Here is a 25,145-nt window from a genome sequence, read left to right as displayed (position 1 = left end):
GTAGACTTCGTGACCTTGTCTTAAACTGGAGAAAGAATCATGAGCGAAACGGCAACCTGGCAGCCGAGCGCGTCCATCCCCAATTTATTAAAACGTGCGGCGATTATGGCGGAAATCCGTCGTTTCTTTGCCGATCGTGGAGTGCTTGAGGTTGAGACGCCCTGCATGAGTCAGGCGACGGTCACAGACATTCATCTGTTCCCGTTCGAAACGCGTTTCGTCGGACCTGGCCATTCCCAGGGGATGAACCTCTATTTAATGACCAGTCCGGAATACCATATGAAACGCCTGCTGGCGGCAGGGTGCGGCCCGGTTTTCCAGCTATGCCGCAGTTTCCGTAATGAAGAGATGGGACGACATCATAATCCGGAATTCACTATGCTGGAGTGGTATCGCCCGCATTACGATATGTACCGCCTGATGAATGAAGTGGATGATTTGCTTCAGCAAGTGCTGGATTGTCAACCCGCGGAAAGTCTCTCCTATCAACAGGCGTTTCAGCGCCATCTGGAGATTGACCCGTTATCAGCAGATAAAACGCAGCTGCGTGAGGCGGCGGCAAAGCTTGATTTAAGCAATATCGCCGATACGGAAGAAGACCGTGATACGTTGCTGCAACTGCTGTTCACGATGGGGGTTGAGCCGCATATAGGTAAAGAAAAGCCGACCTTTATTTATCACTTTCCGGCAAGTCAGGCATCGCTGGCACAAATCAGTACCGAGGATCATCGCGTCGCCGAGCGCTTTGAGGTGTACTACAAAGGTATTGAGCTGGCGAATGGTTTCCACGAACTGACGGACGCACGTGAGCAACAACAGCGCTTTGAACAGGACAATCGTAAGCGCGCCGCGCGCGGTCTGCCGCCGCAGCCGATTGACCAAAATCTACTGGATGCGCTGGCCGCCGGTCTACCGGATTGTTCCGGCGTGGCGCTGGGTGTTGATCGTCTGGTGATGCTGGCGCTGGGAGCAGAAAGCCTGGCGGACGTGATTGCTTTTACGGTCGATCGGGCGTAAATCTGAAATTCACTCTTTCGCGAGATAAAATGGCGCAATAAGCGCCATTTTGTAGCATATTTTTTCAATTATCCTCTGTTTGCCACAACATAAGGCTGGAACTTTGATGCCATTTAGGTATCAATCCTGTGTTGATTTTTTTATCGCTGACCTTCGTAAAAAAGAAGGCGGCGTCAATCGGTGAGCGGCGTCTGGCAAACGCGCTCGAGCGTAAGGGATGGTTGAATGACCCACACGATAAAAAAGATGAGCCTTATTGGGCTTATCCTGATGATTTTTACTTCTGTTTTTGGTTTTGCGAATAGCCCGTCGGCGTTTTATTTAATGGGGTATAGCGCAATCGCATGGTATATATTTTCTGCCTTGCTGTTTTTTATTCCATTCGCCTTAATGATGGCTGAAATGGGTTCCGCTTATCGCAAAGAAGAGGGCGGGATCTATTCGTGGATGAATAATAGCGTGGGGCCACGTTACGCGTTTATTGGCACGTTTATGTGGTTTTCATCGTATGTCATATGGATGGTAAGTACGGCGGCAAAAATTTGGGTACCGTTTTCTACTTTTGTTTTTGGCGCCGATATGACGCAGCACTGGCGTATTGCGGGGCTTGAGCCTACGCAGGTTGTCGGGCTGCTCGCCGTTGGCTGGATGATTCTGGTGACGTGTGTCGCCGCCAGAGGGATCAATAAAATTGCGCGAATTACGGCGGTCGGAGGTATTGCCGTAATGTGTCTTAATTTAGTTTTATTGTTAGTGAGTGTCGCTATTTTGTTATTAAATGGTGGGCATTTTGCACAAGAAATTAATTTTACCTCGTCACCGAATCCGGGTTATCACTCCGGCCTGGCAATGTTGTCATTTGTGGTATTTGCTATTTTTGCGTACGGCGGTATTGAGGCTGTCGGCGGACTGGTGGATAAAACCGAAAAACCGGAAAAGAATTTTGCGAAAGGCATTGTCTTCGCGGCCATTGTGATTTCAATTGGTTATTCTTTGGCGATCTTTTTATGGGGCGTCAGCACTAACTGGCAACAGATATTAAGTAATAGCGCCGTTAACTTAGGGAATATCACCTACATTTTGATGTCGAGTTTAGGCACGACATTAGGTAACGCGTTAAACCTTTCTCCGGAAGCTGCGATGACGGTGGGCGTCTGGTTTGCGCGTATCACCGGCCTTTCTATGTTTCTGGCTTATACCGGCGCGTTTTTTACGTTGAGCTATTCACCGCTGAAAGCCATTATTCAGGGGACGCCAAAAGCGTTGTGGCCCGCGCCGATGACGACACTGAACGCTAACGGTATGCCGGCGACCGCTATGTGGCTACAGTGCGTGCTGGTGAGTCTGTTTATTTTGCTGGTCTCTTTTGGCGGTGACACCGCATCGGCGTTTTATAACAAACTCACGCTGATGGCGAACGTCTCAATGACCTTGCCATACCTGTTCCTTGCGCTGGCATTTCCCTTCTTTAAAGCGCGTCAGGATCTGGAGCGGCCATTTGTTCTCTTTAAAACCAAAGCCTCTACCCTGGTCGCGACGGGTGTTGTGGTGCTGGTGGTGACGTTTGCCAACGTCTTTACCATCATCCAGCCGGTGATTGAAGCTGGGGATTGGGACAGCGCCTTGTGGATGATCGGCGGCCCGATCTTCTTCTCGCTGCTGGCGATGGCGATTTATCAGAATTACAGCAGCCGCATGAGCGCTGATCCGGAGTGGGCGGCGGAGTAAAGGCCGTAGGCCGGATAAGACCCCACGGGTCGCATCCGGCGTTTATTGCCCGATGGAGAACGTTATGAATGATAGTTCGAGAGACCCGATTATCACGGAAGATGAGGTTAGGGCACTCAATTTTACTCCGGAAGATATCCTTGAAATAGAAAAGGTTATTCTTTCTTCCGTTCATGTTGCACGTCGAAAGGTTGCGATGGTAGTAGGAATGACTATTGGCACGTTAAGGGATCGCGATGAGGATAAGTGGAAACATGTGTCGGATATTTATTGCGCGTATGTTATAAGATGCCTCGTATTTCGCGGAGAACTGGTGGGTTACGGCGATTTATTCCGAATGCGCTATAGCGAAATTAACCTGCCTGCTGCCGATCTGGACGCATAATAAGTCCGAAAATGTCTGTGAGCTGCGATGAAATGCCCGATGGCGCAAGCTTATCGGGCCTACAGATTAATTGCCGGCCCGTAGGCCGGATAAGACCCGACGGGTCGCATCCGGCATTTCTTGCCTGGATCATGCGCTACAAACTGCCCGCCGGGCGGCTGGTTTTACCCGCTGACGTTAACGTTCTCCCCGTTTGTTTACCTCCGAGACTCTCCAGACGCATCTGGAACGGCGGGAACGGCATATCAATACCGTGCTCGCGGAAGCCCGCCAGAATCAATTGGTGGATCTCATGGCGTAATGGCATACGGTGTCCCATTTCCGCGGCATAGATACGCAGTTCGAAAATTTGAATACCCTGCTGGAGATCCACCAGAAAGATTTCAGGCGGCGGGTTGTCCAGCACCAAAGAACAGCGCTGCGCCGCCGTCAGCAGAATTTGCGTCACCTCTTCGCTATTGGCATCCGCTGGCGCCGGGATGGTTAACACCACGCGCGTAACGGAGTCAGACAGCGACCAGTTGATAAACTGTTCGGTGATAAAGGCTTTATTCGGCACGATAATCTCTTTACGATCCCAGTCGCTGATGGTGGTGGCGCGGGTATTGATTTTGGTCACGCTGCCGGTGAGATCGCGAATGGTCACCGTATCGCCGATACGAATCGGCTTTTCAAACAAAATAATCAGGCCGGAGATAAAGTTAGCGAAAATTTCTTGCAGGCCAAAACCAAGCCCAACGCCGAGCGCGGCCACCAGCCATTGTAGCTTCGACCACTCAATGCCGATCATCGAGAAACCGACCAGTCCGCCAATCAGCATTAACAGATATTTGGTGATGGTCGTGATGGCGTAACCGGTACCAGGCGTTAAATCGAGATGCTGTAATAACGCCAGTTCCAGCAGCGCAGGCAGATTACGCACCAACTGCGTGGTGATAATAAAGACCAGAATCGCAATGAGCACCGCCCCGAGGGTAATCGGCTCCAGGCTTTCCACGCCTTGCACCGTAGAGGTGACATCCCACAGCGAAATATTCTCCAGGAAGCCGAATGCCGAGTGGATTTCCGACCACAGTACAATTACCGATAGCAAGGCGATAAGCATCAGAATTGAGCGGACCAGACGCAGCGACTGAGCGCTAATAGCGTCAAGATCGATTTCACTTTCATCGATGTCGACCGCGCCTTCCAGGCTGGAGGAGTGCGCCGGTTCTTCTTCGCCGCGCGCGCGCTGCGCCAGCATTTCCGCCCGACGATGTTTGGCGCGGTCAAAAGCCAGTCGGCGTCGTTGGATCAGCATCCAGCGGCGAATGACGTGATAAATGACCAGCAACAGGAACCAGATAGCGACCGAGGTTTCCAGTCTCGCCAGTAGCGCCTGCGCCGTGGCCAGATAACCCACCGCCGCCGCCAGAATCGCGATAAGCGGCGCGCCCATCAGCATATTCCACAGCAGGCTGTTGACCATGTTGTCGCCGTTGCCTTCTTTATCAAGATAGAGCGGGATGCCCGCTTTTTTCAGACTCAGCGTGACCAGCGCCAGCGCGCCGCATATCAGGATGAAGCAAAGGCGGCCCAACGAGCCGGAAAACTCCCGATCGTTAAGATTATCAAACATGATCACTGCCATAATGAGCGGCACGATCAGCCCAATGCTCATCAGGTAGTAGCGCATCGCTTTCGCTACCCGGTTTCGCGGCCAGCCGAAATGCGCCACAAACAGGCCATTAGGGCGGGCAAAAGCGGCGCAAATCATGACTACCCACAACAGCGGTACTGTCGCCGTCACGCCATCGCCGATGGCGACGGCCAGCGGATACGGCCAGGCTTCCTGCAGACCATAGCCGAGCGTCGCCCACAAGACCGGCAGCGGCGAGGCGACCAGAATCGACCAGAACACCGTTCGCAGCGTCAGCGAGAAGTGATCCTGGGTGACTTTCCCGACGCGCGAGGCCGAGCGCTCAAGGAACCGGTTGAAGTGTTGGCGTGAATAGAGGCTAAACCCGACCAGCGCCAGCGCGCCGAATAACGGCAGCAGCGTCTCTTTGCTGGTCAGCATCATGATGCTGGCTTTACCTAACTGATTAAACGTATCTAATGAGATAAGCCGACGTAAATCCTGAACCAAATCAACAGGCCAGGAGAGCGATAGCGGGCTAACGTCAGCGGTCCAGAACAGATAACGGTGGGTCGCTTCATTAACCTCTTTAAGCGCATCCTCCAGTTGGCTGTTGGAGACTTTCAGTTTGGTCAGCTCCAGGATCAGCGTATCGCCGCCCTGTAACAACGAGTTGAGCAGCTCGCGCTGAGTGCGAAGCTGGGCGTCAAGGATCTGGTTTTGCTCGGCGGTCAGCGGCTGTCCATTGGCCTGACGTATTTGCCGTAGCTGCGGCTGCTTATTGAGTAACTCTTCATAGCGCATACGGTGGACGCGTAGCTGCGCCATTTCCGTATCAAGCTGCTGCGGCTTAGGCATCTCTGGCAGACGGGCGACCTGCGCGCGCAGCGCTTCGCCAAGCATGTTGGACACGCCAAGCCATTGCGACTGCTCCCGCAGCGTATTGAGCGCCTGGCGCACCTGTAACGTTTGGCTGGTGGCCTGTCGCTGCTGCGAGGCGACCAGATCCATCCGCTGCGCTTGTTGATTGAGCGCCTGTGACAGCTCGCGGTTGACTTTAAATTGTTCGACGATGCCTTCCGGCAAACCGGCGCTGTTTTCCGCCAGCAGCTCAGTGCTTTCCAGCGCGCGTTCCGCTTCACGTTGACGCAGGCTATTGAGCTGATTGCGCAGCGCCTGAAGATACGCATCCAGTTGCTGACTCTGTTTTTCCGCCAGCTCGGAACGCAGACGAGCCAGTTCCTGCCGGTTGTTGGCGGACAGTTGCGCCAACTCCAGTTCGTCGACTAACGCTTTTAGTTTGGCGGACTCCGCCTGCATACTGAGACTTTGCGCCTGGCTAAGCGCGGCACTTCCGCCTGCGGCGCCGAGTCGTCGCTCAATCTCATTAAGCTGGCGGCGGGCGTCGTTTTGCTGTTGGGGAAGCTGGCTGAGCGAGTCGGCGATCTCCCTGACGCGCTCCTGCTCCTGTTGCGCCTCGCGGGTTTTATCCAGTAGCTGGCTGCTAACCTGCAAGATCTCCTGATTTAACGCTTCGGTGGACATCTCTGGCGGTACGCTGCGAGGTTCATCGCGCAGATTATTCAACTGGGCGCGCAAGGTGGCGGATAGCTTAGGGAAATTATCAATAACGTGTTGATATTGTTTCGCGCGCTCAAGCGAGCCTTTTCGCTCTTCAAGCGCGTTTAACGCAGTCTGGAGCGCCTCAACGGCTTCCGGCTGAGCGGGCTTCGCCGCTTTTGCCTGCTCCAGTTCCTGCGTGATTTGTTTGGCGTCGGGGGCCGTTGCGGCGAACGCCCCCGTGCTGAGGCACCAGGCCATCAGAAAAGCGATAATCAGGCGCACGTCAGCATTCTCTCTTGATTAGGTGTCGTCTTTTTTATTGTCAACCAGCGGGCTGGCGTCGTGTTCGGCTTTAATTTCTTCTGCCGGCAGCGGAGCAGGTTCTACCTCCGGCGCGACGAATGTTTCGGTCGACGTCGCCAGCGGTTGGCCAATTTTGGTAACGGACAGGCTTGCCAGCGACTCGATCAGATTCACTTTCCCCGGCGCAAATAAGTTGATGACCGTGGAACCCAGTTTAAAGCGTCCCATCTCCTGGCCTTTCAACAAGGCGACAGACCCTTCATATTCGCCTTCTGGCCAGGTCCAGCGCTTGATGATGCCTTCGCGCGGCGGGGTAATGGTCCCCGCCCAGACGGTTTCGATACTGCCGACAATAGTTGCGCCGACCAGAATCTGCGCCATAGGGCCGAACTCGGTATCAAACAGGCAGATAACGCGCTCGTTGCGGGCAAACAGGTTGGGGACGTTTTGCGCGGTCAGATGGTTAACGGAGAACAGATCGCCCGGTACGTAGATCATTTCACGCAGGATGCCGTTGCATGGCATATGCACGCGATGGTAGTCGCGAGGGGAGAGGTAAGTGGTCACAAACGTGCCGTTGCGGAACTTATCCGCCATCAGGTAGTTACCCGCCAGCAACGCCTCAAGGCTGTAATTATGGCCTTTGGCCTGTAAAATTTTATCTTCTTCGATACGACCCAACTGGCTTATCACGCCGTCAGCAGGCATCACCAGGATGTTAGGATCGGTATTGAGCGGACGCACGTCATCACGCAGCGGACGAACAAAGAAATCATTGAACGTACGATAGCTGGCGGTATCCGGTTTTTGCGCCTCGGTCATATCGACTTTGTAATACTTTACGAAGAGATCGATAACCAGTTTTGTCAGCCATCCTGCTCGTTTGCTTGCGCCCCAGCCCGCCAGGCGAGTGAGCCATAGTTTCGGCAGAATGTATTGTAGCGAAAGTTTAAATGAGTTTAACAAGGTAGCCTCCAGGCCATTGTTGTTCCTGAACCGGCAGTTATACCGGTATCCTGAAAAAAGTGGACGATTCTAACGACGCCTAGCGTATCTGTCAGTCGTCCGTATCAGAAAAGTTTTTACGCGTTTTTAACTGCGCCATACTTTCAAGAATTCGGTGATAATTTTCGAAACGGGTTTCCGCAATAGCGCCGTTCTCTACCGCTTCGCGAATGGCGCAGCCTGGATCGGCGTCATGCTTGCAGTCCCGGTATTTGCAATGTCCCAAATAGTCATGAAATTCGACAAAGCCCTGGGTGATTTGTTCCGGCTCCAGATGCCATAAGCCGAACTCGCGCACGCCGGGAGAATCAATGACATCGCCGCCATGCGGGAAATGATACAGACGAGCAGCGGTAGTGGTATGTTGACCCAGACCGGAGACATTCGACACATCGTTCGTCAGAATCTCGTTCTGTAAGCCGAGCAGAGCATTTAGCAGGCTGGATTTTCCGACGCCGGACTGCCCGGCAAAAATACTGATGCGACCGGTTAACGCTTCTTCCAGCGGTTTCAGACCATCCTGCGTATGGCTGGAGACCATCAGCACGCGATAGCCGATATTGCGGTAGATATCCATCTGCTCATTAACGAAGTCCATACCTTCGTCGTCCAGCAGATCAATTTTATTGAGTACGATAAGCGGCTCAACCTGTAGGGTTTCACAGCCGACCAGATAGCGATCGATGATATTCAGCGACAGCTCCGGCAAAATCGCGGAGACGATAACGATTTGGTCAATGTTGGCGGCAATAGGCTTCACGCCGTCGTAGAAGTCCGGGCGCGTCAATACCGAGGTGCGCTCATGCACCGCTTCAACGATGCCTTTTACGTTGACGCCCTCTGCGGCGGCTTTGCCCGGACGCCAGACGACGCGATCGCCCGTCACCAGCGAACGGATAGTGCGGCGGATATTGCAGCGGTGAACCTCGCCGTCAGCAGACTCCACATCGGCATGCATACCAAAACGGCTAATGACGATACCTTCTGCAGGCTCGCCAAACAGGTTGTCATCGTAGTCGGCTTTCTCCGCGGACGTTTTTAAACGACGCTGGTGATTGGCGTTCACACGGCGCTGCTGGCCTTTGGAGAGTTTATTTTTGCTCAATCGTACTGGCTCCTGGTCGCCCATAGTGGGCAAAACATCTATGATACACGCAATTGTAGATGAATATAGTCACAGTGAATGTGACCTCTGAAGGGTGGAAAATAGCATGAGTGCCGATGAAAACAACCTGATTTGGATCGATCTGGAGATGACAGGTCTGGACCCCGAGCGCGATCGCATTATTGAGATAGCCACACTGGTGACGGATGCCAGCCTGAACATTCTGGCGGAAGGGCCGACGATTGCGGTACATCAATCCGATGCGCAACTGGCGTTAATGGATGACTGGAACGTGCGCACCCATACCGGTAGCGGCCTGGTAGATCGCGTTAAGGCAAGTACGATGGGCGAACGAGACGCTGAACTGGCGACGATTGAATTTTTGAAAACGTGGGTGCCTGCGGGTAAGTCGCCGATTTGCGGTAACAGCATCGGTCAGGATCGTCGTTTTCTGTTTAAATATATGCCGGAACTGGAGGCCTACTTCCACTATCGCTATCTGGATGTCAGTACGCTCAAGGAACTGGCGCGCCGCTGGAAGCCGGAGATTCTGGCCGGCTTTACCAAGCAGGGCACGCACCAGGCGATGGATGATATTCGCGAGTCGGTGGCGGAGCTGGCTTACTACCGCGAGCATTTCATTAAGCTGTGAGGCGTAACATGCCGGATGGCAACGCCAGAGCGTCTCATCCGGCAGCTCTCCCGCCACTGAATTACTGCGTAAACCATTTCTCCTGCATTTGTGCATATTCCGGCGATGCTTTCACCTTGTCGAGCGCGGCATTAATTTCTTGCAATAGCGCGTCGTTGCCTTTGCGTACCGCAATGCCTAACCCTTTTCCGTAGTAGTCAGGATCGCTGGCGCGTTCATCCATGATGGCGTAATCCGGATTGTTTTTTAGCCATTTACCAATTGCGGCGACATCGCCAAACACGCCCTCAAGACGGTTGTTTTTCAGATCGGTAAAGGCGTTTAGATAGCTGTCATAGGCGACAGGCGTGATAGCTTGTTGTTTATCCTGCAAATAGCGCTGATGCGTTGTACCGTTTTCCAGACCGACTTTTTTGCCTTTCAGATCGGCAAAAGTGTGATAAGCCCCTTTACGCGTGACGACTACCGCCGATAGACCTTCGTAATAGGGTTGGCTAAAGGAGACCTGCTGCTCACGTTTGGGCGTCATATCCATACCGGCGATCACCGCATCAAACTTTTTGAAGCGTAGGCTGGGGATCAGACTATCAAAGCTCTGGTTAGTGAATGAGCACTCCGCTTGCATCTCTTTGCAGACCGCGTTGGCGACATCAATATCGAAACCAACAATTTTATTATCGGCATCGACAAACTCATAGGGCGCATAGGTGGCGGAGGTGCCAAAATGTAATGTTCTGGCGGAAACGGAAGCGGCGTGAACGGAGAGGCTGGCTAACAGCATGACAATAAGTTTTTTTTTCATCTTGATCCCTGATATCAATTGGATGTTGTGGTCACCGTGCTATTCTTTTTTTGGCGCAGGGTGCTATTCTGATTCTGTGCCTTTAGGCGTGGCGTGAAAAGTTTTTTGTTGCATAGCGCACGCTTTGCTCGTTTTTTGTCTTGTTTGGTGATTTAATCAGCATTCAAACAAAAATCGCGAAAAAATGCGTTCAGGGGCTTGCAGCTAAATGGATTTCTCGTATAATGCGCCTCCCGTAACGACGCAGAAATGCGAATTACGACAGCAACAAATTTGCGGGAATAGCTCAGTTGGTAGAGCACGACCTTGCCAAGGTCGGGGTCGCGAGTTCGAGTCTCGTTTCCCGCTCCAAAATTTGAAAGTACTTGTTAAGTACAGACCACCAATCGCAGGATTTCGAATTGCGACAAGGCGGCAACTGAATGAGTCCTCAGGAGCTTACTGAAGTAAGTGATTGAGGCGAGTGAAGGCAGCCAACGCAGTAGCGGTTCGAAAGACGAAGATTATGCGGGAATAGCTCAGTTGGTAGAGCACGACCTTGCCAAGGTCGGGGTCGCGAGTTCGAGTCTCGTTTCCCGCTCCAAAATTTGAAAGTGCTTGTTAAGCACAGACCACCAATCGCAGGATTTCGAATTGCGACAAGGCGGCAACTGAATGAGTCTTCAGGAGCTTACTGAAGTAAGTGACTCAGGCGAGTGAAGGCAGCCAACGCAGTAGCGGTTCGAAAGACGAAGATTATGCGGGAATAGCTCAGTTGGTAGAGCACGACCTTGCCAAGGTCGGGGTCGCGAGTTCGAGTCTCGTTTCCCGCTCCAATTCTTATCTACAGTAAAATTATCCACAACGAATATCGCGTTGGGGCACGTTTTGTTCCGCTTTCGTCAGATCCTTGTAAACAGACTTATCCACAGGGCGGCCCATTACTCCTGGAATGCAAAAAATTATACCTGACGCGTAGAATTTCTATAATTTACTGAAAAATATAGAAAAAATAAGATTTCAAAACGTTAGCTTTATTGACTATTCCTTTTTTCCCTCTTGAATCGCAATGTGTTTTTATTTTTATACACAGCCTGTGAATAATTCAGGCATCGCGCACCAGCCCTTTTTCAATCACCCTGACCAGACGCTGTTTTTTCGGTAGCTGCACTTCAATGATGCAGGCGTTGCGCTTTTCAATTTGTTGCGCAATCGCCCATTCGATATGCTCATCGAGAAGTGGATGCTCACCCTTGCGGCTTTCCAGCGCCGTAATGACGGCATTACTCCACGGCGCATTCCCCAGCGCGACGGCAACATTGCGCAGCCAGCGTAAATGACCAATGCGCCGAATCGCAGAACCTTCAGTGACTTTCAGAAACTGCGCTTCGCTCCAGCTAAACAACTCAAGCAAATCTGGATTATGCAGCGCCTTGCGTGGGCTAAAATCTGCTTCGTCGGTCAACTGAGAGTAACGATTCCACGGACAGATAAGCTGGCAGTCATCGCAGCCGTAAATACGGTTGCCTATCAGTGGGCGAAATGCTTCCGGAATAGCGCCTTCCAGCTCAATGGTGAGATAAGAAATACAGCGCCGCGCGTCCACCGTATACGGTTCGACGATCGCCCCGGTCGGGCAAATGGTCATACAGGCGACGCATTTGCCGCAACCTTCCTCGACCGGCTGGTCGACCGGCAGCGGTAAATCAATCAGCAGTTCCCCCAGGAAAAAGAATGAGCCCGCCTCCCGATTAAGGATAAGTGAGTGCTTACCCGTCCAGCCAAGTCCGGCTTTTTCCGCTAATGGGCGTTCAAGAATAGGCGCAGAGTCGACAAACGGTCTAAAATTCAGCGAACCGCAGTACTGCTGGATCTGCTCGCCCAGTTTTTTAAGGCGGCTGCGTAATAGCTTGTGATAATCACGCCCCAGCGCATATCGGCTAACGTAGCCCAGCGTGGGATCCTTCAACGTACTGGCAAACGCGGCGTTGGCGGGCAGATAGTTCATGCGCACGCTGATGACACGTAGCGTACCGGGTAAGAGTTCATGAGGCCGGGCGCGCATCATACCGTGGCGCGCCATCCATGCCATCTCGCCGTGGTATTGTTTGTCCAGCCACGCCTGCAGCGCAGGTTCGGATGCGCGCAGATCGGTATCAGTAATACCGACCTGCTGAAAGCCCAGCTCCAGCCCCCACTGCTTAATATTTTGCGCTAACTGATTGAGATCGAGGGGCTTTGACATGATGGACCATAACATGAAGAAAAACCCTGTAAGTATACCACACTCCATTTGGCCCGCCGATGACATCAAACGGCTGGAACGCGATGCGGCGGATGCCTTCGGACTCACACTCTATGAATTGATGCTGCGCGCTGGCGACGCGGCATTTCGGGTAGCCCGTGACAGTTATCCTGACACCCGACACTGGCTGGTGTTGTGTGGTCATGGCAACAACGGCGGCGATGGTTACGTCGTGGCGCGACTAGCGCAAGCGGCGGGCATTAGCGTAACGTTGCTGGCGCAGGAGAGCGACAAACCGTTACCTGAAGAAGCGGCGCAGGAGAGCGACAAACCGTTACCTGAAGAAGCGGCGCAGGCGCGCGATGCCTGGCTGAATGCTGGCGGCATTATCCATGCTGCCGATATTATCTGGCCGGAAGCGACGGATCTGATTATCGACGCGCTGCTTGGCACCGGCATAGCCCAGGCGCCGCGCGACCCGGTAGCCGGTCTGATTGAACAGGCGAACGCTCATCCTGCGCCGGTTGTCGCCGTCGATATCCCGTCAGGTCTGCTGGCGCAAACGGGCGCCACGCCTGGCGCGGTGATAAGCGCCGCGCATACGGTCACGTTTATCGCCCTGAAACCAGGCCTGCTGACCGGCAAAGCGCGTGACGTTACCGGCATATTGCATTATGACGCGTTGGGACTGGAAGGCTGGCTGGCGAGCCAGACGCCGCCGCTCCGGCGTTTTGACGCGACGCAGTTGGGGCAATGGCTAACGCCGCGTCGACCGACCTCGCATAAGGGCGATCATGGTCGTCTGGCGATTATCGGCGGCGACCAGGGAACAGCGGGCGCAATTCGGATGGCTGGCGAGGCGGCGCTGCGTACGGGGGCTGGGTTGGTCAGAGTACTGACTCGCGGTGAAAACATCGCGCCGTTGCTGACGGCCCGCCCGGAACTGATGGTACATGAACTCACGCCTCAGTCGCTGGAAGAGAGCCTGACCTGGGCTGACGTTGTGGTGATCGGCCCGGGGCTTGGGCAGCAGGAATGGGGCAAAAAAGCCTTACAGAAAGTAGAAAACGTCCGTAAACCTATGCTGTGGGATGCGGATGCGTTGAACCTACTGGCAATCAATCCTGATAAACGTCACAATCGCGTGATTACGCCGCATCCGGGAGAGGCTGCCCGCCTGTTAGGATGTTCTGTGGCAGAAATTGAAAGTGATCGCTTACTTTCAGCACAGCGTCTGGTAAAACGGTACGGAGGCGTGGTCGTGTTAAAAGGCGCAGGAACGATTATCGCCGCTGAACACCACCCTCTGGCTATCATTGACGCTGGTAATGCAGGGATGGCGAGCGGCGGGATGGGCGATGTCCTGTCCGGCATCATCGGCGCATTGCTCGGACAGAAGTTTACCCCGTATGATGCGGCATGTGTGGGATGTGTGGCTCACGGCGCGGCGGCGGACTTACTGGCAGCGCGTTATGGCGCTCGCGGCATGTTGGCGACCGATCTTTTTACTACGCTGCGGCGTATTGTTAACCCTGATGTGATTGACGTAAACCATGATGAATCGAGTAATTCCGCTACCTGACGAACAGGCGACGCTAGAGCTGGGTCAACGGGTAGCCAACGCCTGCGATGGCGCGACCGTTATTTATCTGTATGGCGATTTAGGTGCCGGTAAAACGACGTTTAGCCGGGGATTTTTACAGGCGTTAGGCCATAACGGTAATGTAAAAAGCCCCACCTATACGCTGGTAGAGCCTTATGCGCTTGATAACATGATGGTATATCACTTCGACTTATACCGTCTTGCGGACCCGGAGGAGCTGGAGTTTATGGGCATTCGCGATTATTTCGCCAACGACGCCATTTGTCTGGTGGAGTGGCCGCAACAAGGTAAAGGCGTTCTCCCCGACCCGGACGTCGAAATCCATATTGATTACCAGGCGCAGGGGCGTGAGGCTCGCGTAAGCGCGGTATCCTCATCGGGTCATTCGTTACTGGCGCGTTTAGCCGATTAGCTATAAAGGTGGCGGGATGATTTATCGCATCAAAAATGCCGTAATAGCAGTCTTAATCCTGCTGTGCGCGCAGGCGGGCGCCGCCAGTCTCTCTGATATTCAGGTGTCCAACGGCGAGCAGCAGGCGCGCATTACGCTGAGTTTTATCGGCGAGCCGGAATATGCTTACTCACAGGACGGTAAACGGACCGTGGCGCTGGATATCAGGCAGACCGGCGTGATTCAGGGGCTGCCGCTTCAGTTTAGCGGTAACAATCTGGTGAAAACGATCCGTGCCGGAACGCCGAAAGATGCGCAATCTTTACGGTTGCTTGTCGATCTGACGGAAAATGGTAAAACCGAGGCGGTGAAGCGGCAAAACGGCGGCAACTATACGGTCATTTTCACCATTAATGCCGATGTTCCGCCGCCGCCACCGCCTGTCGTCGCGAAACGGGTTGAAAGCGCGCCCCGCCCGACGGAGCCTGCCCGTAATCCGTTTAAATCTTCTGATGATCGCCTGACCGGCGTAACCAGCAGCAATACCGTTACGCGGCCTGCGGCGCGCGCGTCAGCAGGCGCTGGCGATAAAGTGGTGATTGCTATTGATGCCGGGCATGGAGGCCAGGATCCCGGTGCGATAGGCCCGGGCGGTACGCGCGAGAAAAATGTCACCATCGCCATCGCGCGTAAGTTACGCACATTGCTGAATAACGATCCGATGTTTAAAGGCGTACTGACGCGTGACGGCGACTATTTTATTTCGGTGATGGGGCGGTCTGACGTGGCGCGTAAGCAAAACGCCAACTTCCTTGTCTCTATTCATGCGGATGCCGCGCCAAATCGCGACGCCACCGGCGCCTCCGTCTGGGTATTGTCCAATCGTCGCGCGAACAGCGAAATGGCAAACTGGCTTGAGCAGCATGAGAAGCAATCCGAACTGTTAGGCGGCGCTGGCGATGTGCTGGCGAACAGTCAGTCAGATCCTTACCTGAGCCAGGCGGTACTGGATTTGCAATTCGGTCATTCGCAGCGGGTAGGGTATGATGTGGCGACGAACGTGCTAAGCCAACTGGATGGTGTGGGGTCGCTGCATAAACGTCGCCCGGAACACGCGAGCCTGGGCGTGCTGCGTTCGCCGGATATCCCGTCCATTTTGGTGGAGACGGGCTTTATCAGTAATCACGGCGAAGAGCGATTGCTGGCGAGCGACCGCTATCAGCAGCAGATTGCTGACGCTATATACCGGGGGTTGCGTAAGTACTTTGCAGCGCATCCGATCCAGTCTGCGCCGCAGGGCGGCCCAGGCCAGACGGCCAGTACCAACCAGCCTGGCGCCATAACCGCCGCGAATTAAGGAGATTTCATGCCGATTCAGGTTCTGCCGCCGCAGCTTGCGAACCAAATCGCCGCTGGCGAAGTGGTGGAACGCCCTGCGTCGGTTGTTAAAGAGCTGGTAGAGAATAGTCTGGATGCAGGCGCTACCCGCGTTGATATCGATATCGAGCGTGGCGGCGCGAAGCTTATTCGTATTCGTGACAATGGCTGCGGCATTAAAAAAGAGGAGCTGGCGCTGGCGCTGGCCCGTCATGCCACCAGTAAAATCGCCTCGCTTGACGATCTGGAAGCGATTATCAGTCTGGGATTTCGCGGCGAAGCGCTGGCCAGTATCAGTTCGGTCTCGCGTTTGACGCTAACGTCGCGCACGGCGGAGCAGGCGGAAGCCTGGCAGGCGTATGCGGAAGGGCGTGACATGGACGTAACGGTAAAACCCGCCGCGCACCCGGTCGGCACCACCCTGGAAGTTCTGGATCTCTTTTATAATACGCCCGCCCGGCGCAAATTCATGCGTACCGAAAAAACGGAATTTAATCACATTGATGAGATCATCCGTCGTATTGCATTGGCCCGTTTTGACGTCACGCTTAACCTGTCGCACAACGGCAAATTGGTACGGCAGTATCGCGCTGTCGCAAAGGACGGGCAAAAAGAGCGCCGGTTAGGCGCCATCTGCGGCACGCCGTTTCTCGAACAGGCACTGGCGATCGAGTGGCAGCATGGCGATCTGACCCTGCGCGGCTGGGTCGCCGATCCGAATCACACCACCACGGCGTTAACGGAGATCCAGTACTGTTATGTGAATGGCCGCATGATGCGCGACCGCTTGATCAACCATGCCATTCGCCAGGCCTGTGAAGATAAACTGGGCGCGGACCAACAGCCTGCGTTTGTGCTGTATCTGGAGATTGACCCGCATCAGGTGGATGTCAATGTTCATCCCGCCAAGCACGAAGTGCGTTTTCATCAATCCCGGCTGGTGCACGACTTCATCTATCAAGGGGTGCTGAGCGTTCTGCAACAGCAGACGGAAACGGCGCTGCCGCTTGAGGAGATTGCGCCAGCGCCGCGGCATGTCCCGGAAAACCGTATCGCCGCCGGGCGCAACCATTTTGCTGTACCCGCCGAGCCAACTGCGGCGCGCGAGCCCGCGACACCGCGTTATTCCGGCGGCGCATCGGGCGGCAACGGCGGGCGTCAGTCCGCAGGTGGTTGGCCGCACGCGCAGCCAGGTTATCAGAAGCAGCAGGGCGAGGTTTATCGCGCGCTTTTACAGACGCCGACGACGAGCCCCGCGCCGGAGCCGGTTACGCCTGCGCTTGACGGACATAGCCAGAGTTTCGGTCGCGTACTGACAATAGTCGGCGGTGACTGCGCATTGCTGGAACACGCGGGGACTATCCAGCTCTTGTCGCTACCGGTTGCGGAGCGTTGGCTGCGTCAGGCGCAGCTTACACCGGGTCAAAGTCCGGTTTGCGCGCAGCCGTTGCTGATTCCGCTGCGTTTAAAAGTGAGCGCCGATGAAAAAGCCGCGCTGCAAAAAGCCCAATCTTTGTTGGGAGAATTGGGTATTGAATTTCAGTCAGATGCGCAGCATGTGACCATTCGGGCGGTGCCTTTACCCTTACGACAACAAAATTTACAAATCTTGATTCCTGAACTGATAGGCTACCTGGCGCAACAGACCACATTTGCAACGGCCAATATTGCACAATGGATAGCGCGTAATGTGCAGAGTGAACATCCGCAGTGGTCGATGGCGCAGGCCATATCGCTGCTGGCGGATGTTGAGCGGCTATGTCCGCAGCTGGTAAAAGCGCCGCCGGGTGGCCTGTTACAACCTGTTGATTTACATTCGGCGATGAACGCCCTGAAGCATGAATGATGTAAGCAAGGCGAGCCTGCCTAAGGCGATATTTTTGATGGGGCCGACGGCCTCCGGCAAAACGGCGCTGGCGATAGAACTGCGTAAAGTTTTGCCAGTAGAGTTGATAAGCGTTGATTCCGCCCTCATTTATCGGGGAATGGATATTGGCACGGCTAAGCCGAATGCCGATGAGCTGAAAGCGGCGCCGCATCGACTGCTGGATATACGCGACCCGTCGCAGGCGTATTCGGCGGCGGATTTTCGCCGCGACGCGTTAGAGCAAATGGCGGAGATCACCGCTGCGGGGCGTATCCCGCTGTTAGTGGGCGGTACCATGCTGTATTTTAAGGCATTGCTGGAAGGCTTATCGCCGCTGCCTTCAGCAGATCCGGAAGTCAGATCCCGGATAGAGCAGCAAGCAGCGGAGCTTGGATGGGAGGCGTTGCATCAGCAACTTCAGGAGATAGATCCGGTTGCCGCCGCGCGAATTCATCCAAATGATCCGCAAAGACTTTCCCGGGCACTGGAAGTTTTTTTCATTTCGGGTAAAACTTTAACGGAGCTAACGCAAACGTCAGGAGACGCGCTACCGTACCAGGTGCATCAGTTCGCTATCGCCCCGGCGAGCCGTGAACTGCTCCATCAGCGCATTGAACTGCGTTTTCATCAGATGTTGGCTTCAGGTTTTGAAGCAGAAGTCCGGGCGCTTTTTGCCCGAGGAGATTTGCATACGGACTTGCCTTCCATCCGTTGTGTGGGATACCGCCAGATGTGGTCATACATTGAGGGCGAAATCTCATATGATGAAATGGTTTATAGAGGTGTTTGCGCCACGAGACAGTTGGCGAAGCGCCAGATGACCTGGTTGCGCGGTTGGGAAGGGGTGCGCTGGCTTGACAGTGAGAATCCCGATCGGGCGCGAAAAGAAGTATTACAGGTTGTTGGTGCTATCGCAGACTGAATGTGTACAATTGAGACGTATCGTGCGCAATTTTTCAGAATCGAAAGGTTCAAAGTACAAATAAGCATATAAGGAAAAGAGAATGGCTAAGGGGCAATCTTTACAAGATCCGTTCCTGAACGCATTGCGTCGGGAACGTGTTCCAGTTTCTATTTATTTGGTGAATGGTATTAAGCTGCAAGGTCAAATCGAGTCCTTTGATCAGTTCGTGATCCTGTTGAAAAACACGGTCAGCCAGATGGTTTATAAGCACGCGATTTCTACTGTTGTCCCGTCTCGCCCGGTTTCCCATCACAGCAACAATGCCGGTGGCGGCGCCAGCAATAACTACCATCACGGTAGCAACGCGCAGGGTTCTACTGCGCAACAGGACAGCGAAGAGACTGAATAAGTTCACGCGCTGTTTATCCATGTCGGGGGCGTCGGATAATCGCCCCCGCTGGTTATTAAGAGGGTTTACGCTTGTTTGACCGTTATGATGCCGGTGAGCAGGCGGTACTGGTACACATCTATTTTTCGCAAGACAAAGATATGGAAGACCTCCAGGAGTTTGAATCTCTGGTCTCTTCCGCCGGTGTCGAAGCAATGCAGGTGATTACCGGTAGCCGTAAAGCACCGCACCCGAAGTACTTTGTAGGTGAAGGTAAGGCAGTTGAAATTGCGGAAGCCGTGAAAGCGACTGGCGCAGCGGTCGTATTGTTTGATCATGCATTGAGTCCAGCCCAGGAGCGAAACCTGGAGCGTTTGTGCGAGTGCCGGGTTATCGATCGCACCGGTCTTATCTTAGATATTTTTGCCCAACGTGCGCGTACCCATGAAGGTAAGTTGCAGGTTGAGCTGGCGCAGCTACGCCATCTGGCTACGCGTCTGGTGCGTGGCTGGACCCACCTTGAACGTCAGAAAGGCGGGATTGGTTTGCGCGGTCCGGGTGAAACCCAGCTCGAAACCGACCGTCGTTTACTGCGTAATCGCATTGTGCAGATTCAGTCGCGCCTGGAGAAAGTTGAGAAGCAACGTGAGCAGGGGCGGCAGTCGCGCATCAAGGCCGACGTTCCGACGGTATCGCTGGTGGGCTATACCAACGCCGGAAAATCCACCCTTTTTAATCAGATCACTGAAGCGCGGGTCTATGCGGCAGATCAGCTATTTGCGACGCTGGACCCCACGTTACGTCGTATCGATGTAGCGGATGTCGGTGAAACCGTTCTGGCGGATACGGTAGGCTTTATCCGCCATTTACCGCACGATCTGGTGGCTGCCTTTAAAGCTACCCTGCAGGAGACGCGTCAGGCGACGCTGCTGCTGCATGTGGTTGATGCGGCGGATGTTCGTGTGCAGGAAAACATCGAGGCGGTAAACACCGTTCTCGAAGAGATTGACGCTCACGAAATCCCCACCTTAATGGTGATGAACAAAATCGATATGCTGGACGACTTTGAACCGCGTATCGACAGAGATGAAGAGAATAAACCCATCCGCGTTTGGCTTTCAGCGCAAAGCGGCGTGGGAATACCACAGCTTTTTCAGGCTTTGACGGAGCGTCTTTCCGGCGAGGTGGCGCAGCATACGCTGCGTTTGCCGCCGCAGGAAGGGCGTCTGAGAAGCCGGTTTTATCAGCTTCAGGCAATAGAAAAAGAGTGGATGGAGGAAGACGGTAGCGTCAGTCTGCAGGTACGAATGCCGATTGTCGACTGGCGTCGCCTCTGTAAACAAGAACCGGCGTTGATCGAATACGTGATCTAGACGCGAAGTCATTCAGGTCGTATTGAGGCGGTAGCTGAGAGAATTTCAGGAGCTCACAACGAAGTGACCTGGGGTAAAAAAGCCGCCACTCAAGACGCAGCCTGAAAGATGATGTCTGTAACGGCGGTTCGTCTGAAGCATGGAGTAATTTCGCCTTATCCTCTGAGGTCGAAAGACAACGGGGATCACCGCATAACAAATATGGAGCACAAACATGGCGTGGAATCAGCCCGGTAATAACGGACAGGACCGCGACCCGTGGGGAAGCAGCAAACCTGGCAGCAACTCTGGGGGAAATGGAAACAAAGGTGGCCGCGATCAGGGACCTCCCGATCTGGATGATATCTTCCGTAAGCTGAGTAAAAAACTCGGTGGTTTTGGGGGCGGTAAAGGCACCGGTTCCGGCGGCGGTAGCTCATCGCAAGGCCCGCGTCCGCAACTGGGAGGCCGTATTGTCGCCATCGCCGCGGCGGCAGTAGTCATTATCTGGGCGGCCAGTGGTTTTTATACCATTAAAGAAGCCGAGCGCGGCGTTGTGACGCGTTTTGGTAAATTCAGCCATCTGGTAGAGCCAGGTCTGAACTGGAAGCCGACATTTATTGACGACGTTACGCCGGTGAACGTCGAAGCGGTGCGCGAACTGGCGGCGTCAGGCGTGATGCTGACGTCTGATGAAAACGTCGTGCGCGTTGAAATGAACGTGCAATACCGCGTCACCGATCCGCAGAAATATCTGTTTAGCGTGACCAGCCCGGACGATAGCCTGCGTCAGGCCACCGACAGCGCGCTGCGTGGCGTCATTGGTAAATACACGATGGATCGCATCCTGACCGAAGGCCGTACCGTTATTCGTAGCGATACCCAACGCGAGCTGGAAGAGACTATCAAACCGTACAACATGGGGATTACCCTGCTGGACGTGAACTTCCAGGCTGCGCGCCCGCCGGAAGAGGTGAAAGCCGCCTTTGACGACGCGATTGCCGCACGTGAAAACGAGCAGCAGTACATTCGTGAAGCGGAGGCGTATACCAACGAAGTTCAGCCGCGCGCCAACGGTCAGGCGCAGCGTATTCTGGAAGAGGCACGCGCCTATAAAACCCAGACTATCCTGGAAGCGCAGGGTGAAGTCGCCCGGTTTGCGAAGATTTTGCCGGAATATAAAGCCGCGCCGCAGATTACACGCGAGCGTCTGTATATTGAAACGATGGAAAAAGTGCTGAGCCATACCCGTAAAGTACTGGTTAACGACAAGAGCGGTAATTTAATGGTGCTGCCGTTAGATCAGATGCTGAAAGGCGGGAATGCGCCGGCGGCAAAGAGCGACAATAGCGCCAGCAACCTGCTGCGCCTGCCGCCGTCCACAAAGTCTAACGCCAGCGGAGCAAGCAACACGTCGTCCTCAAATCAGGGCGATATTATGGACCAACGCCGCGCGAATGCGCAGCGTAACGACTACCAGCGTCAGGGGGAATAACGATGCGTAAGTCAGTTATTGCGATTATCATCATCGTGCTGGTAGTGCTCTACATGTCCGTCTTTGTGGTCAAAGAGGGCGAGCGCGGCATTACGCTGCGTTTTGGTAAAGTTCTGCGTGACGATGAGAACAAACCGCTGGTTTACGCGCCGGGTCTGCACTTTAAGATCCCGTTTATTGAATCAGTGAAAATGCTTGATGCGCGTATCCAGACGATGGATAACCAGGCCGATCGCTTTGTGACTAAAGAGAAGAAAGACCTGATTGTCGACTCCTACATCAAATGGCGTATCAGCGACTTTAGCCGTTACTATCTGGCGACCGGCGGCGGCGATATTTCGCAAGCCGAAGTGCTGTTAAAACGTAAGTTCTCGGACCGTTTGCGTTCTGAGATTGGTCGCCTGGACGTAAAAGACATCGTGACCGATTCTCGTGGTCGTCTGACTCTGGAGGTGCGCGACGCGCTGAACTCCGGTTCAGCCGGTACCGATGATGAAGTAGCGACCCCGGCGGCGGATGATGCGATTGCCGAAGCGGCGGAACGCGTCACGGCGGAAACCAAAGGTAAAGTACCGGTCATCAACCCGAACAGTATGGCGGCGTTGGGTATCGAAGTGGTCGATGTGCGTATTAAGCAAATCAACCTGCCGACCGAGGTTTCTGAGGCGATTTACAACCGTATGCGCGCCGAGCGTGAAGCGGTCGCGCGTCGTCATCGTTCACAAGGTCAGGAAGAAGCGGAAAAACTGCGTGCGGCTGCTGACTATGAGGTGACGAAAACTCTGGCGGAAGCCGAGCGTCAGGGGCGTATCATGCGTGGTGAAGGTGATGCTGAAGCCGCGAAGCTGTTTGCCGACGCGTTCAGTCAGGACCCTGATTTCTACGCGTTCATTCGTAGTCTGCGCGCTTACGAGAAGAGCTTCGAAGGTAATCAGGACGTGATGGTACTGAGCCCGGACAGCGATTTCTTCCGCTACATGAAGACACCGAGTTCGACGACACGCTAAAATAGCGTCAGCGGTTTTAGACCAGCAAAACCACCGCATCCAAAGGATGCCGGTGGTTTTCTTTTATAAGGGCGATAAATGAATTCAACAATCTGGTTGGCGCTTGCTCTGGTATTAGTCCTCGAAGGGCTGGGACCGATGCTGTATCCCGGCGCATGGAAAAAAATGGTTTCGGCACTGGCGCAACTGCCGGAAAATGTTTTACGCCGTTTTGGCGGCGGACTTGTGGTTGCGGGAGTTGTGGTCTACTACATGTTGAGGAAAACGATTGGCTGAACAAAAAGTGGTCGGATTTGCCGCAGATTGAGTGCAAAAAGTGCTGTATATCTGAAAAAGCGATGGTAGAATCCATTTTTAAGCAAACGGTGATTTTGAAAAATGGGTAACAACGTCGTCGTACTGGGCACCCAATGGGGTGACGAAGGTAAAGGAAAGATCGTCGATCTTCTGACTGAACGGGCTAAATATGTTGTACGCTACCAGGGCGGTCACAACGCAGGCCATACTCTCGTAATCAACGGTGAAAAAACCGTTCTCCATCTTATTCCATCAGGTATTCTTCGCGAGAATGTAACCAGCATCATCGGTAACGGTGTTGTGCTGTCTCCGGCCGCGCTGATGAAAGAGATGAAAGAACTGGAAGACCGTGGCATCCCCGTTCGTGAGCGTCTGCTGCTGTCTGAAGCCTGTCCGCTGATCCTTGATTATCACGTTGCGCTGGATAACGCGCGTGAGAAAGCGCGTGGCGCGAAAGCGATCGGCACCACCGGTCGTGGAATCGGGCCTGCTTATGAAGATAAAGTGGCACGTCGCGGTCTGCGTGTTGGTGACCTTTTCGACAAAGAAACCTTCGCTGAAAAACTGAAAGAAGTGATGGAATATCACAACTTCCAGTTGGTTAACTACTACAAAGCTGAAGCGGTTGATTACCAGAAAGTTCTGGATGATACGATGGCTGTTGCCGACATCCTGACTTCTATGGTTGTTGACGTTTCGGACCTGCTCGACCAGGCGCGTCAGCGTGGCGATTTCGTCATGTTTGAAGGTGCGCAGGGTACCCTGCTGGATATCGACCACGGTACTTATCCGTACGTAACTTCTTCTAACACCACTGCAGGTGGCGTGGCGACCGGTTCCGGCCTGGGCCCGCGTTATGTTGATTACGTTCTGGGTATCCTCAAAGCTTACTCCACTCGTGTAGGTGCAGGTCCGTTCCCGACTGAGCTGTTTGATGAAACCGGCGAGTTCCTCTGCAAGCAGGGTAACGAATACGGCGCCACTACCGGCCGTCGTCGTCGTACCGGCTGGCTGGACACCGTTGCCGTTCGTCGTGCGGTACAGCTGAACTCCCTGTCTGGCTTCTGCCTGACCAAACTGGACGTGCTGGATGGCCTGAAAGAGGTGAAACTCTGCGTGGCTTACTGTATGCCGGATGGTCGCGAAGTGACTACCACTCCGTTGGCAGCTGACGACTGGAAAGGTGTAGAGCCGATTTACGAAACCATGCCGGGCTGGTCTGAATCCACCTTCGGCGTGAAAGATCGTAGCGGTCTGCCGCAGGCGGCACTGAACTACATCAAGCGTATTGAAGAACTGACCGGCGTGCCGATTGATATTATTTCTACCGGCCCCGATCGTACTGAGACGATGATTCTGCGCGACCCGTTCGACGCGTAATTGATGGATGATGCCCGGTAACGCTACGCTTACCGGGTCTATGATGAGTACGCATTTGTTGGCCGGATAAGATGCTTTGCATCACCCTTCGGCTCAAATGCGTCATTGTTCCCCGCTTTTTTCCTTCCTGAACCGAAATAAATTAGCAGCCTGACAGGTGGCTGGTTTATCATCAATACAGATAAGTTATATCCCGTTTTCCCTTTTCCTGAGGTTGATGTGCAGTTAACGAGTTTCACCGATTACGGCTTACGTGCGCTAATCTATATGGCGTCGTTACCAGATGGACGAATGACCAGCATTTCTGAGGTGACAGAAGTCTACGGCGTGTCCCGTAATCATATGGTCAAAATTATCAATCAGCTTAGCCGGGCGGGCTTTGTCACCGCCGTTCGGGGAAAAAATGGCGGTATCCGCCTGGGTAAACCGGCTAATACTATTTGTATTGGCGATGTGGTGCGTGAGCTGGAACCCTTATCACTGGTCAACTGTAGCAGCGAATTTTGCCACATCACCCCTGCCTGTCGTCTGAAACAGGCGCTTTCTAAGGCCGTGCAGAGTTTTCTCAAGGAGCTGGATAACTACACGCTTGCCGATTTGGTTGAAGAGAATCAACCGCTTTATAAATTATTACTGGTGGAGTGAAGTAAACTTCATTAGAGATGACAATGGAGGAACCTCA

General features: G+C 53.8%; 21 protein-coding genes and 3 tRNA genes. 19 read left to right on the top strand and 5 right to left on the bottom strand.

Going from position 1 to position 25,145, the window contains the following annotated elements:
* Positions 1-39: 39 nt before the first annotated feature.
* The 3 genes from epmA (at position 40) to ABVN44_RS07890 (ending at position 3,130) form a co-directional block, all read left to right on the top strand.
* Positions 40-1,017 carry an elongation factor P--(R)-beta-lysine ligase gene (epmA, locus tag ABVN44_RS07900; RefSeq protein ID WP_023231652.1) on the top strand — a complete coding sequence of 326 codons (978 nt, stop codon included), beginning with the start codon at positions 40-42 and terminating at the stop codon, positions 1,015-1,017.
* Positions 1,018-1,242: 225 nt separating this feature from the next.
* The gene (gene yjeM / locus ABVN44_RS07895; protein ID WP_023231651.1) at positions 1,243-2,745 is read left to right on the top strand and encodes a glutamate/gamma-aminobutyrate family transporter YjeM; all 1,503 of its coding nucleotides are present in this window, start codon (positions 1,243-1,245) and stop codon (positions 2,743-2,745) included.
* Between the two features lie 64 nt (positions 2,746-2,809).
* Positions 2,810-3,130, top strand: a complete 321-nt coding sequence (locus ABVN44_RS07890; protein ID WP_001737341.1) for a hypothetical protein — start codon at positions 2,810-2,812, stop codon at positions 3,128-3,130.
* A gap of 136 nt (positions 3,131-3,266) precedes the next feature.
* Here ABVN44_RS07890 and mscM read toward each other — a convergent pair whose 3' ends face one another.
* The 3 genes from mscM to rsgA form a co-directional block, all read right to left on the bottom strand.
* Entirely contained in the window at positions 3,267-6,593 is a 3,327-nt protein-coding gene (gene mscM, locus ABVN44_RS07885) for a miniconductance mechanosensitive channel MscM (RefSeq protein WP_001236755.1), read from the bottom strand.
* 18 nt (positions 6,594-6,611) lie between these two features.
* On the bottom strand, positions 6,612-7,580 hold the full coding sequence (gene asd / locus ABVN44_RS07880) for an archaetidylserine decarboxylase (RefSeq protein ID WP_023231650.1): 969 nt from the start codon (positions 7,578-7,580) through the stop codon (positions 6,612-6,614).
* A 91-nt stretch (positions 7,581-7,671) separates the two neighbouring features.
* The gene (gene rsgA / locus ABVN44_RS07875; RefSeq protein WP_023231649.1) at positions 7,672-8,724 is read right to left on the bottom strand and encodes a small ribosomal subunit biogenesis GTPase RsgA; all 1,053 of its coding nucleotides are present in this window, start codon (positions 8,722-8,724) and stop codon (positions 7,672-7,674) included.
* 106 nt (positions 8,725-8,830) lie between these two features.
* Between rsgA and orn the strand changes: the two genes are divergently transcribed.
* Entirely contained in the window at positions 8,831-9,376 is a 546-nt protein-coding gene (gene orn, locus ABVN44_RS07870; protein ID WP_001271546.1) for an oligoribonuclease, read from the top strand.
* A gap of 61 nt (positions 9,377-9,437) precedes the next feature.
* Here orn and ABVN44_RS07865 read toward each other — a convergent pair whose 3' ends face one another.
* A complete protein-coding gene (locus ABVN44_RS07865) occupies positions 9,438-10,178 on the bottom strand; it encodes an arginine ABC transporter substrate-binding protein (RefSeq protein WP_000727897.1) in 741 nt (246 codons plus the stop codon).
* Between the two features lie 275 nt (positions 10,179-10,453).
* On the opposite strand from ABVN44_RS07865, the gene ABVN44_RS07860 reads away from it, so the two are divergent.
* The 3 genes from ABVN44_RS07860 (at position 10,454) to ABVN44_RS07850 (ending at position 10,993) form a co-directional block, all read left to right on the top strand.
* Positions 10,454-10,529, top strand: a tRNA-Gly gene (locus ABVN44_RS07860).
* A gap of 156 nt (positions 10,530-10,685) precedes the next feature.
* A tRNA-Gly gene (locus ABVN44_RS07855) sits at positions 10,686-10,761 on the top strand.
* A gap of 156 nt (positions 10,762-10,917) precedes the next feature.
* Positions 10,918-10,993 (top strand) — tRNA-Gly (locus tag ABVN44_RS07850).
* 269 nt (positions 10,994-11,262) lie between these two features.
* Here ABVN44_RS07850 and queG read toward each other — a convergent pair.
* Positions 11,263-12,402 carry a tRNA epoxyqueuosine(34) reductase QueG gene (gene queG, locus ABVN44_RS07845; RefSeq protein ID WP_001670426.1) on the bottom strand — a complete coding sequence of 380 codons (1,140 nt, stop codon included), beginning with the start codon at positions 12,400-12,402 and terminating at the stop codon, positions 11,263-11,265.
* Here queG and nnr point away from each other — a divergent pair.
* The 12 genes from nnr (at position 12,401) to nsrR (ending at position 25,108) form a co-directional block, all read left to right on the top strand.
* Positions 12,401-13,984 carry a bifunctional ADP-dependent NAD(P)H-hydrate dehydratase/NAD(P)H-hydrate epimerase gene (nnr, locus tag ABVN44_RS07840; RefSeq protein WP_129339485.1) on the top strand — a complete coding sequence of 528 codons (1,584 nt, stop codon included), beginning with the start codon at positions 12,401-12,403 and terminating at the stop codon, positions 13,982-13,984. The genes queG and nnr overlap by 2 nt on opposite strands.
* Positions 13,956-14,417, top strand: a complete 462-nt coding sequence (gene tsaE, locus ABVN44_RS07835) for a tRNA (adenosine(37)-N6)-threonylcarbamoyltransferase complex ATPase subunit type 1 TsaE (RefSeq protein ID WP_023231648.1) — start codon at positions 13,956-13,958, stop codon at positions 14,415-14,417. The genes nnr and tsaE overlap by 29 nt, the downstream gene beginning before the upstream one ends.
* A 16-nt stretch (positions 14,418-14,433) precedes the next feature.
* Positions 14,434-15,753: an N-acetylmuramoyl-L-alanine amidase AmiB gene (amiB, locus tag ABVN44_RS07830; protein WP_000640373.1), complete on the top strand. Its 1,320-nt coding sequence runs from the start codon at positions 14,434-14,436 to the stop codon at positions 15,751-15,753.
* A gap of 9 nt (positions 15,754-15,762) precedes the next feature.
* Positions 15,763-17,619 (top strand): DNA mismatch repair endonuclease MutL, encoded by a 1,857-nt coding sequence (gene mutL / locus ABVN44_RS07825; protein WP_023231647.1) that lies wholly within the window; start codon positions 15,763-15,765, stop codon positions 17,617-17,619.
* A complete protein-coding gene (gene miaA, locus ABVN44_RS07820; protein ID WP_001000737.1) occupies positions 17,612-18,562 on the top strand; it encodes a tRNA (adenosine(37)-N6)-dimethylallyltransferase MiaA in 951 nt (316 codons plus the stop codon). Before mutL ends, miaA begins: the two co-directional genes overlap by 8 nt.
* An 82-nt stretch (positions 18,563-18,644) precedes the next feature.
* Entirely contained in the window at positions 18,645-18,953 is a 309-nt protein-coding gene (gene hfq, locus ABVN44_RS07815; protein WP_001051875.1) for an RNA chaperone Hfq, read from the top strand.
* A gap of 71 nt (positions 18,954-19,024) precedes the next feature.
* Positions 19,025-20,305 (top strand): ribosome rescue GTPase HflX, encoded by a 1,281-nt coding sequence (gene hflX / locus ABVN44_RS07810; RefSeq protein ID WP_000460338.1) that lies wholly within the window; start codon positions 19,025-19,027, stop codon positions 20,303-20,305.
* Positions 20,306-20,519: 214 nt separating this feature from the next.
* A complete protein-coding gene (hflK, locus tag ABVN44_RS07805) occupies positions 20,520-21,779 on the top strand; it encodes an FtsH protease activity modulator HflK (RefSeq protein ID WP_000312505.1) in 1,260 nt (419 codons plus the stop codon).
* Between the two features lie 2 nt (positions 21,780-21,781).
* Entirely contained in the window at positions 21,782-22,786 is a 1,005-nt protein-coding gene (gene hflC, locus ABVN44_RS07800) for a protease modulator HflC (protein WP_001232417.1), read from the top strand.
* A 78-nt stretch (positions 22,787-22,864) separates the two neighbouring features.
* Positions 22,865-23,062, top strand: coding sequence for a DUF2065 family protein (locus tag ABVN44_RS07795; RefSeq protein ID WP_001089290.1), 198 nt, complete (start codon positions 22,865-22,867; stop codon positions 23,060-23,062).
* A gap of 102 nt (positions 23,063-23,164) precedes the next feature.
* Complete coding sequence (gene purA / locus ABVN44_RS07790) at positions 23,165-24,463, top strand: adenylosuccinate synthase (protein WP_023232269.1); 1,299 nt, start codon at positions 23,165-23,167, stop codon at positions 24,461-24,463.
* Between the two features lie 219 nt (positions 24,464-24,682).
* A complete protein-coding gene (nsrR, locus tag ABVN44_RS07785) occupies positions 24,683-25,108 on the top strand; it encodes a nitric oxide-sensing transcriptional repressor NsrR (protein WP_001177632.1) in 426 nt (141 codons plus the stop codon).
* The last annotated feature ends 37 nt before the right edge of the window (positions 25,109-25,145 follow it).

The organism is Salmonella sp. SJTUF15570 (genome assembly GCF_043357055.1).
In the GTDB taxonomy this organism is placed as follows: Bacteria; Pseudomonadota; Gammaproteobacteria; order Enterobacterales; family Enterobacteriaceae; genus Salmonella; species Salmonella enterica.
Note: the sequence above shows the minus strand (reverse complement) of the source record. Positions and strands in the feature narration are given on the sequence as shown.

What these genes read in the sequence shown, in the direction of transcription:
- epmA (WP_023231652.1), top strand. Translation starts at nt 40, where the DNA reads ATGAGCGAAACGGCAACCTGGCAGCCGAGCGCGTCCATCCCCAATTTA.
- yjeM (WP_023231651.1), top strand. Translation starts at nt 1,243, where the DNA reads ATGACCCACACGATAAAAAAGATGAGCCTTATTGGGCTTATCCTGATG.
- ABVN44_RS07890 (WP_001737341.1), top strand. Translation starts at nt 2,810, where the DNA reads ATGAATGATAGTTCGAGAGACCCGATTATCACGGAAGATGAGGTTAGG.
- orn (WP_001271546.1), top strand. Translation starts at nt 8,831, where the DNA reads ATGAGTGCCGATGAAAACAACCTGATTTGGATCGATCTGGAGATGACA.
- ABVN44_RS07865 (WP_000727897.1), bottom strand. Translation starts at nt 10,178, where the DNA reads ATGAAAAAAAAACTTATTGTCATGCTGTTAGCCAGCCTCTCCGTTCAC.
- nnr (WP_129339485.1), top strand. Translation starts at nt 12,401, where the DNA reads ATGATGGACCATAACATGAAGAAAAACCCTGTAAGTATACCACACTCC.
- queG (WP_001670426.1), bottom strand. Translation starts at nt 12,402, where the DNA reads ATGTCAAAGCCCCTCGATCTCAATCAGTTAGCGCAAAATATTAAGCAG.
- tsaE (WP_023231648.1), top strand. Translation starts at nt 13,956, where the DNA reads ATGATGAATCGAGTAATTCCGCTACCTGACGAACAGGCGACGCTAGAG.
- amiB (WP_000640373.1), top strand. Translation starts at nt 14,434, where the DNA reads ATGATTTATCGCATCAAAAATGCCGTAATAGCAGTCTTAATCCTGCTG.
- mutL (WP_023231647.1), top strand. Translation starts at nt 15,763, where the DNA reads ATGCCGATTCAGGTTCTGCCGCCGCAGCTTGCGAACCAAATCGCCGCT.
- miaA (WP_001000737.1), top strand. Translation starts at nt 17,612, where the DNA reads ATGAATGATGTAAGCAAGGCGAGCCTGCCTAAGGCGATATTTTTGATG.
- hfq (WP_001051875.1), top strand. Translation starts at nt 18,645, where the DNA reads ATGGCTAAGGGGCAATCTTTACAAGATCCGTTCCTGAACGCATTGCGT.
- hflK (WP_000312505.1), top strand. Translation starts at nt 20,520, where the DNA reads ATGGCGTGGAATCAGCCCGGTAATAACGGACAGGACCGCGACCCGTGG.
- hflC (WP_001232417.1), top strand. Translation starts at nt 21,782, where the DNA reads ATGCGTAAGTCAGTTATTGCGATTATCATCATCGTGCTGGTAGTGCTC.
- ABVN44_RS07795 (WP_001089290.1), top strand. Translation starts at nt 22,865, where the DNA reads ATGAATTCAACAATCTGGTTGGCGCTTGCTCTGGTATTAGTCCTCGAA.
- purA (WP_023232269.1), top strand. Translation starts at nt 23,165, where the DNA reads ATGGGTAACAACGTCGTCGTACTGGGCACCCAATGGGGTGACGAAGGT.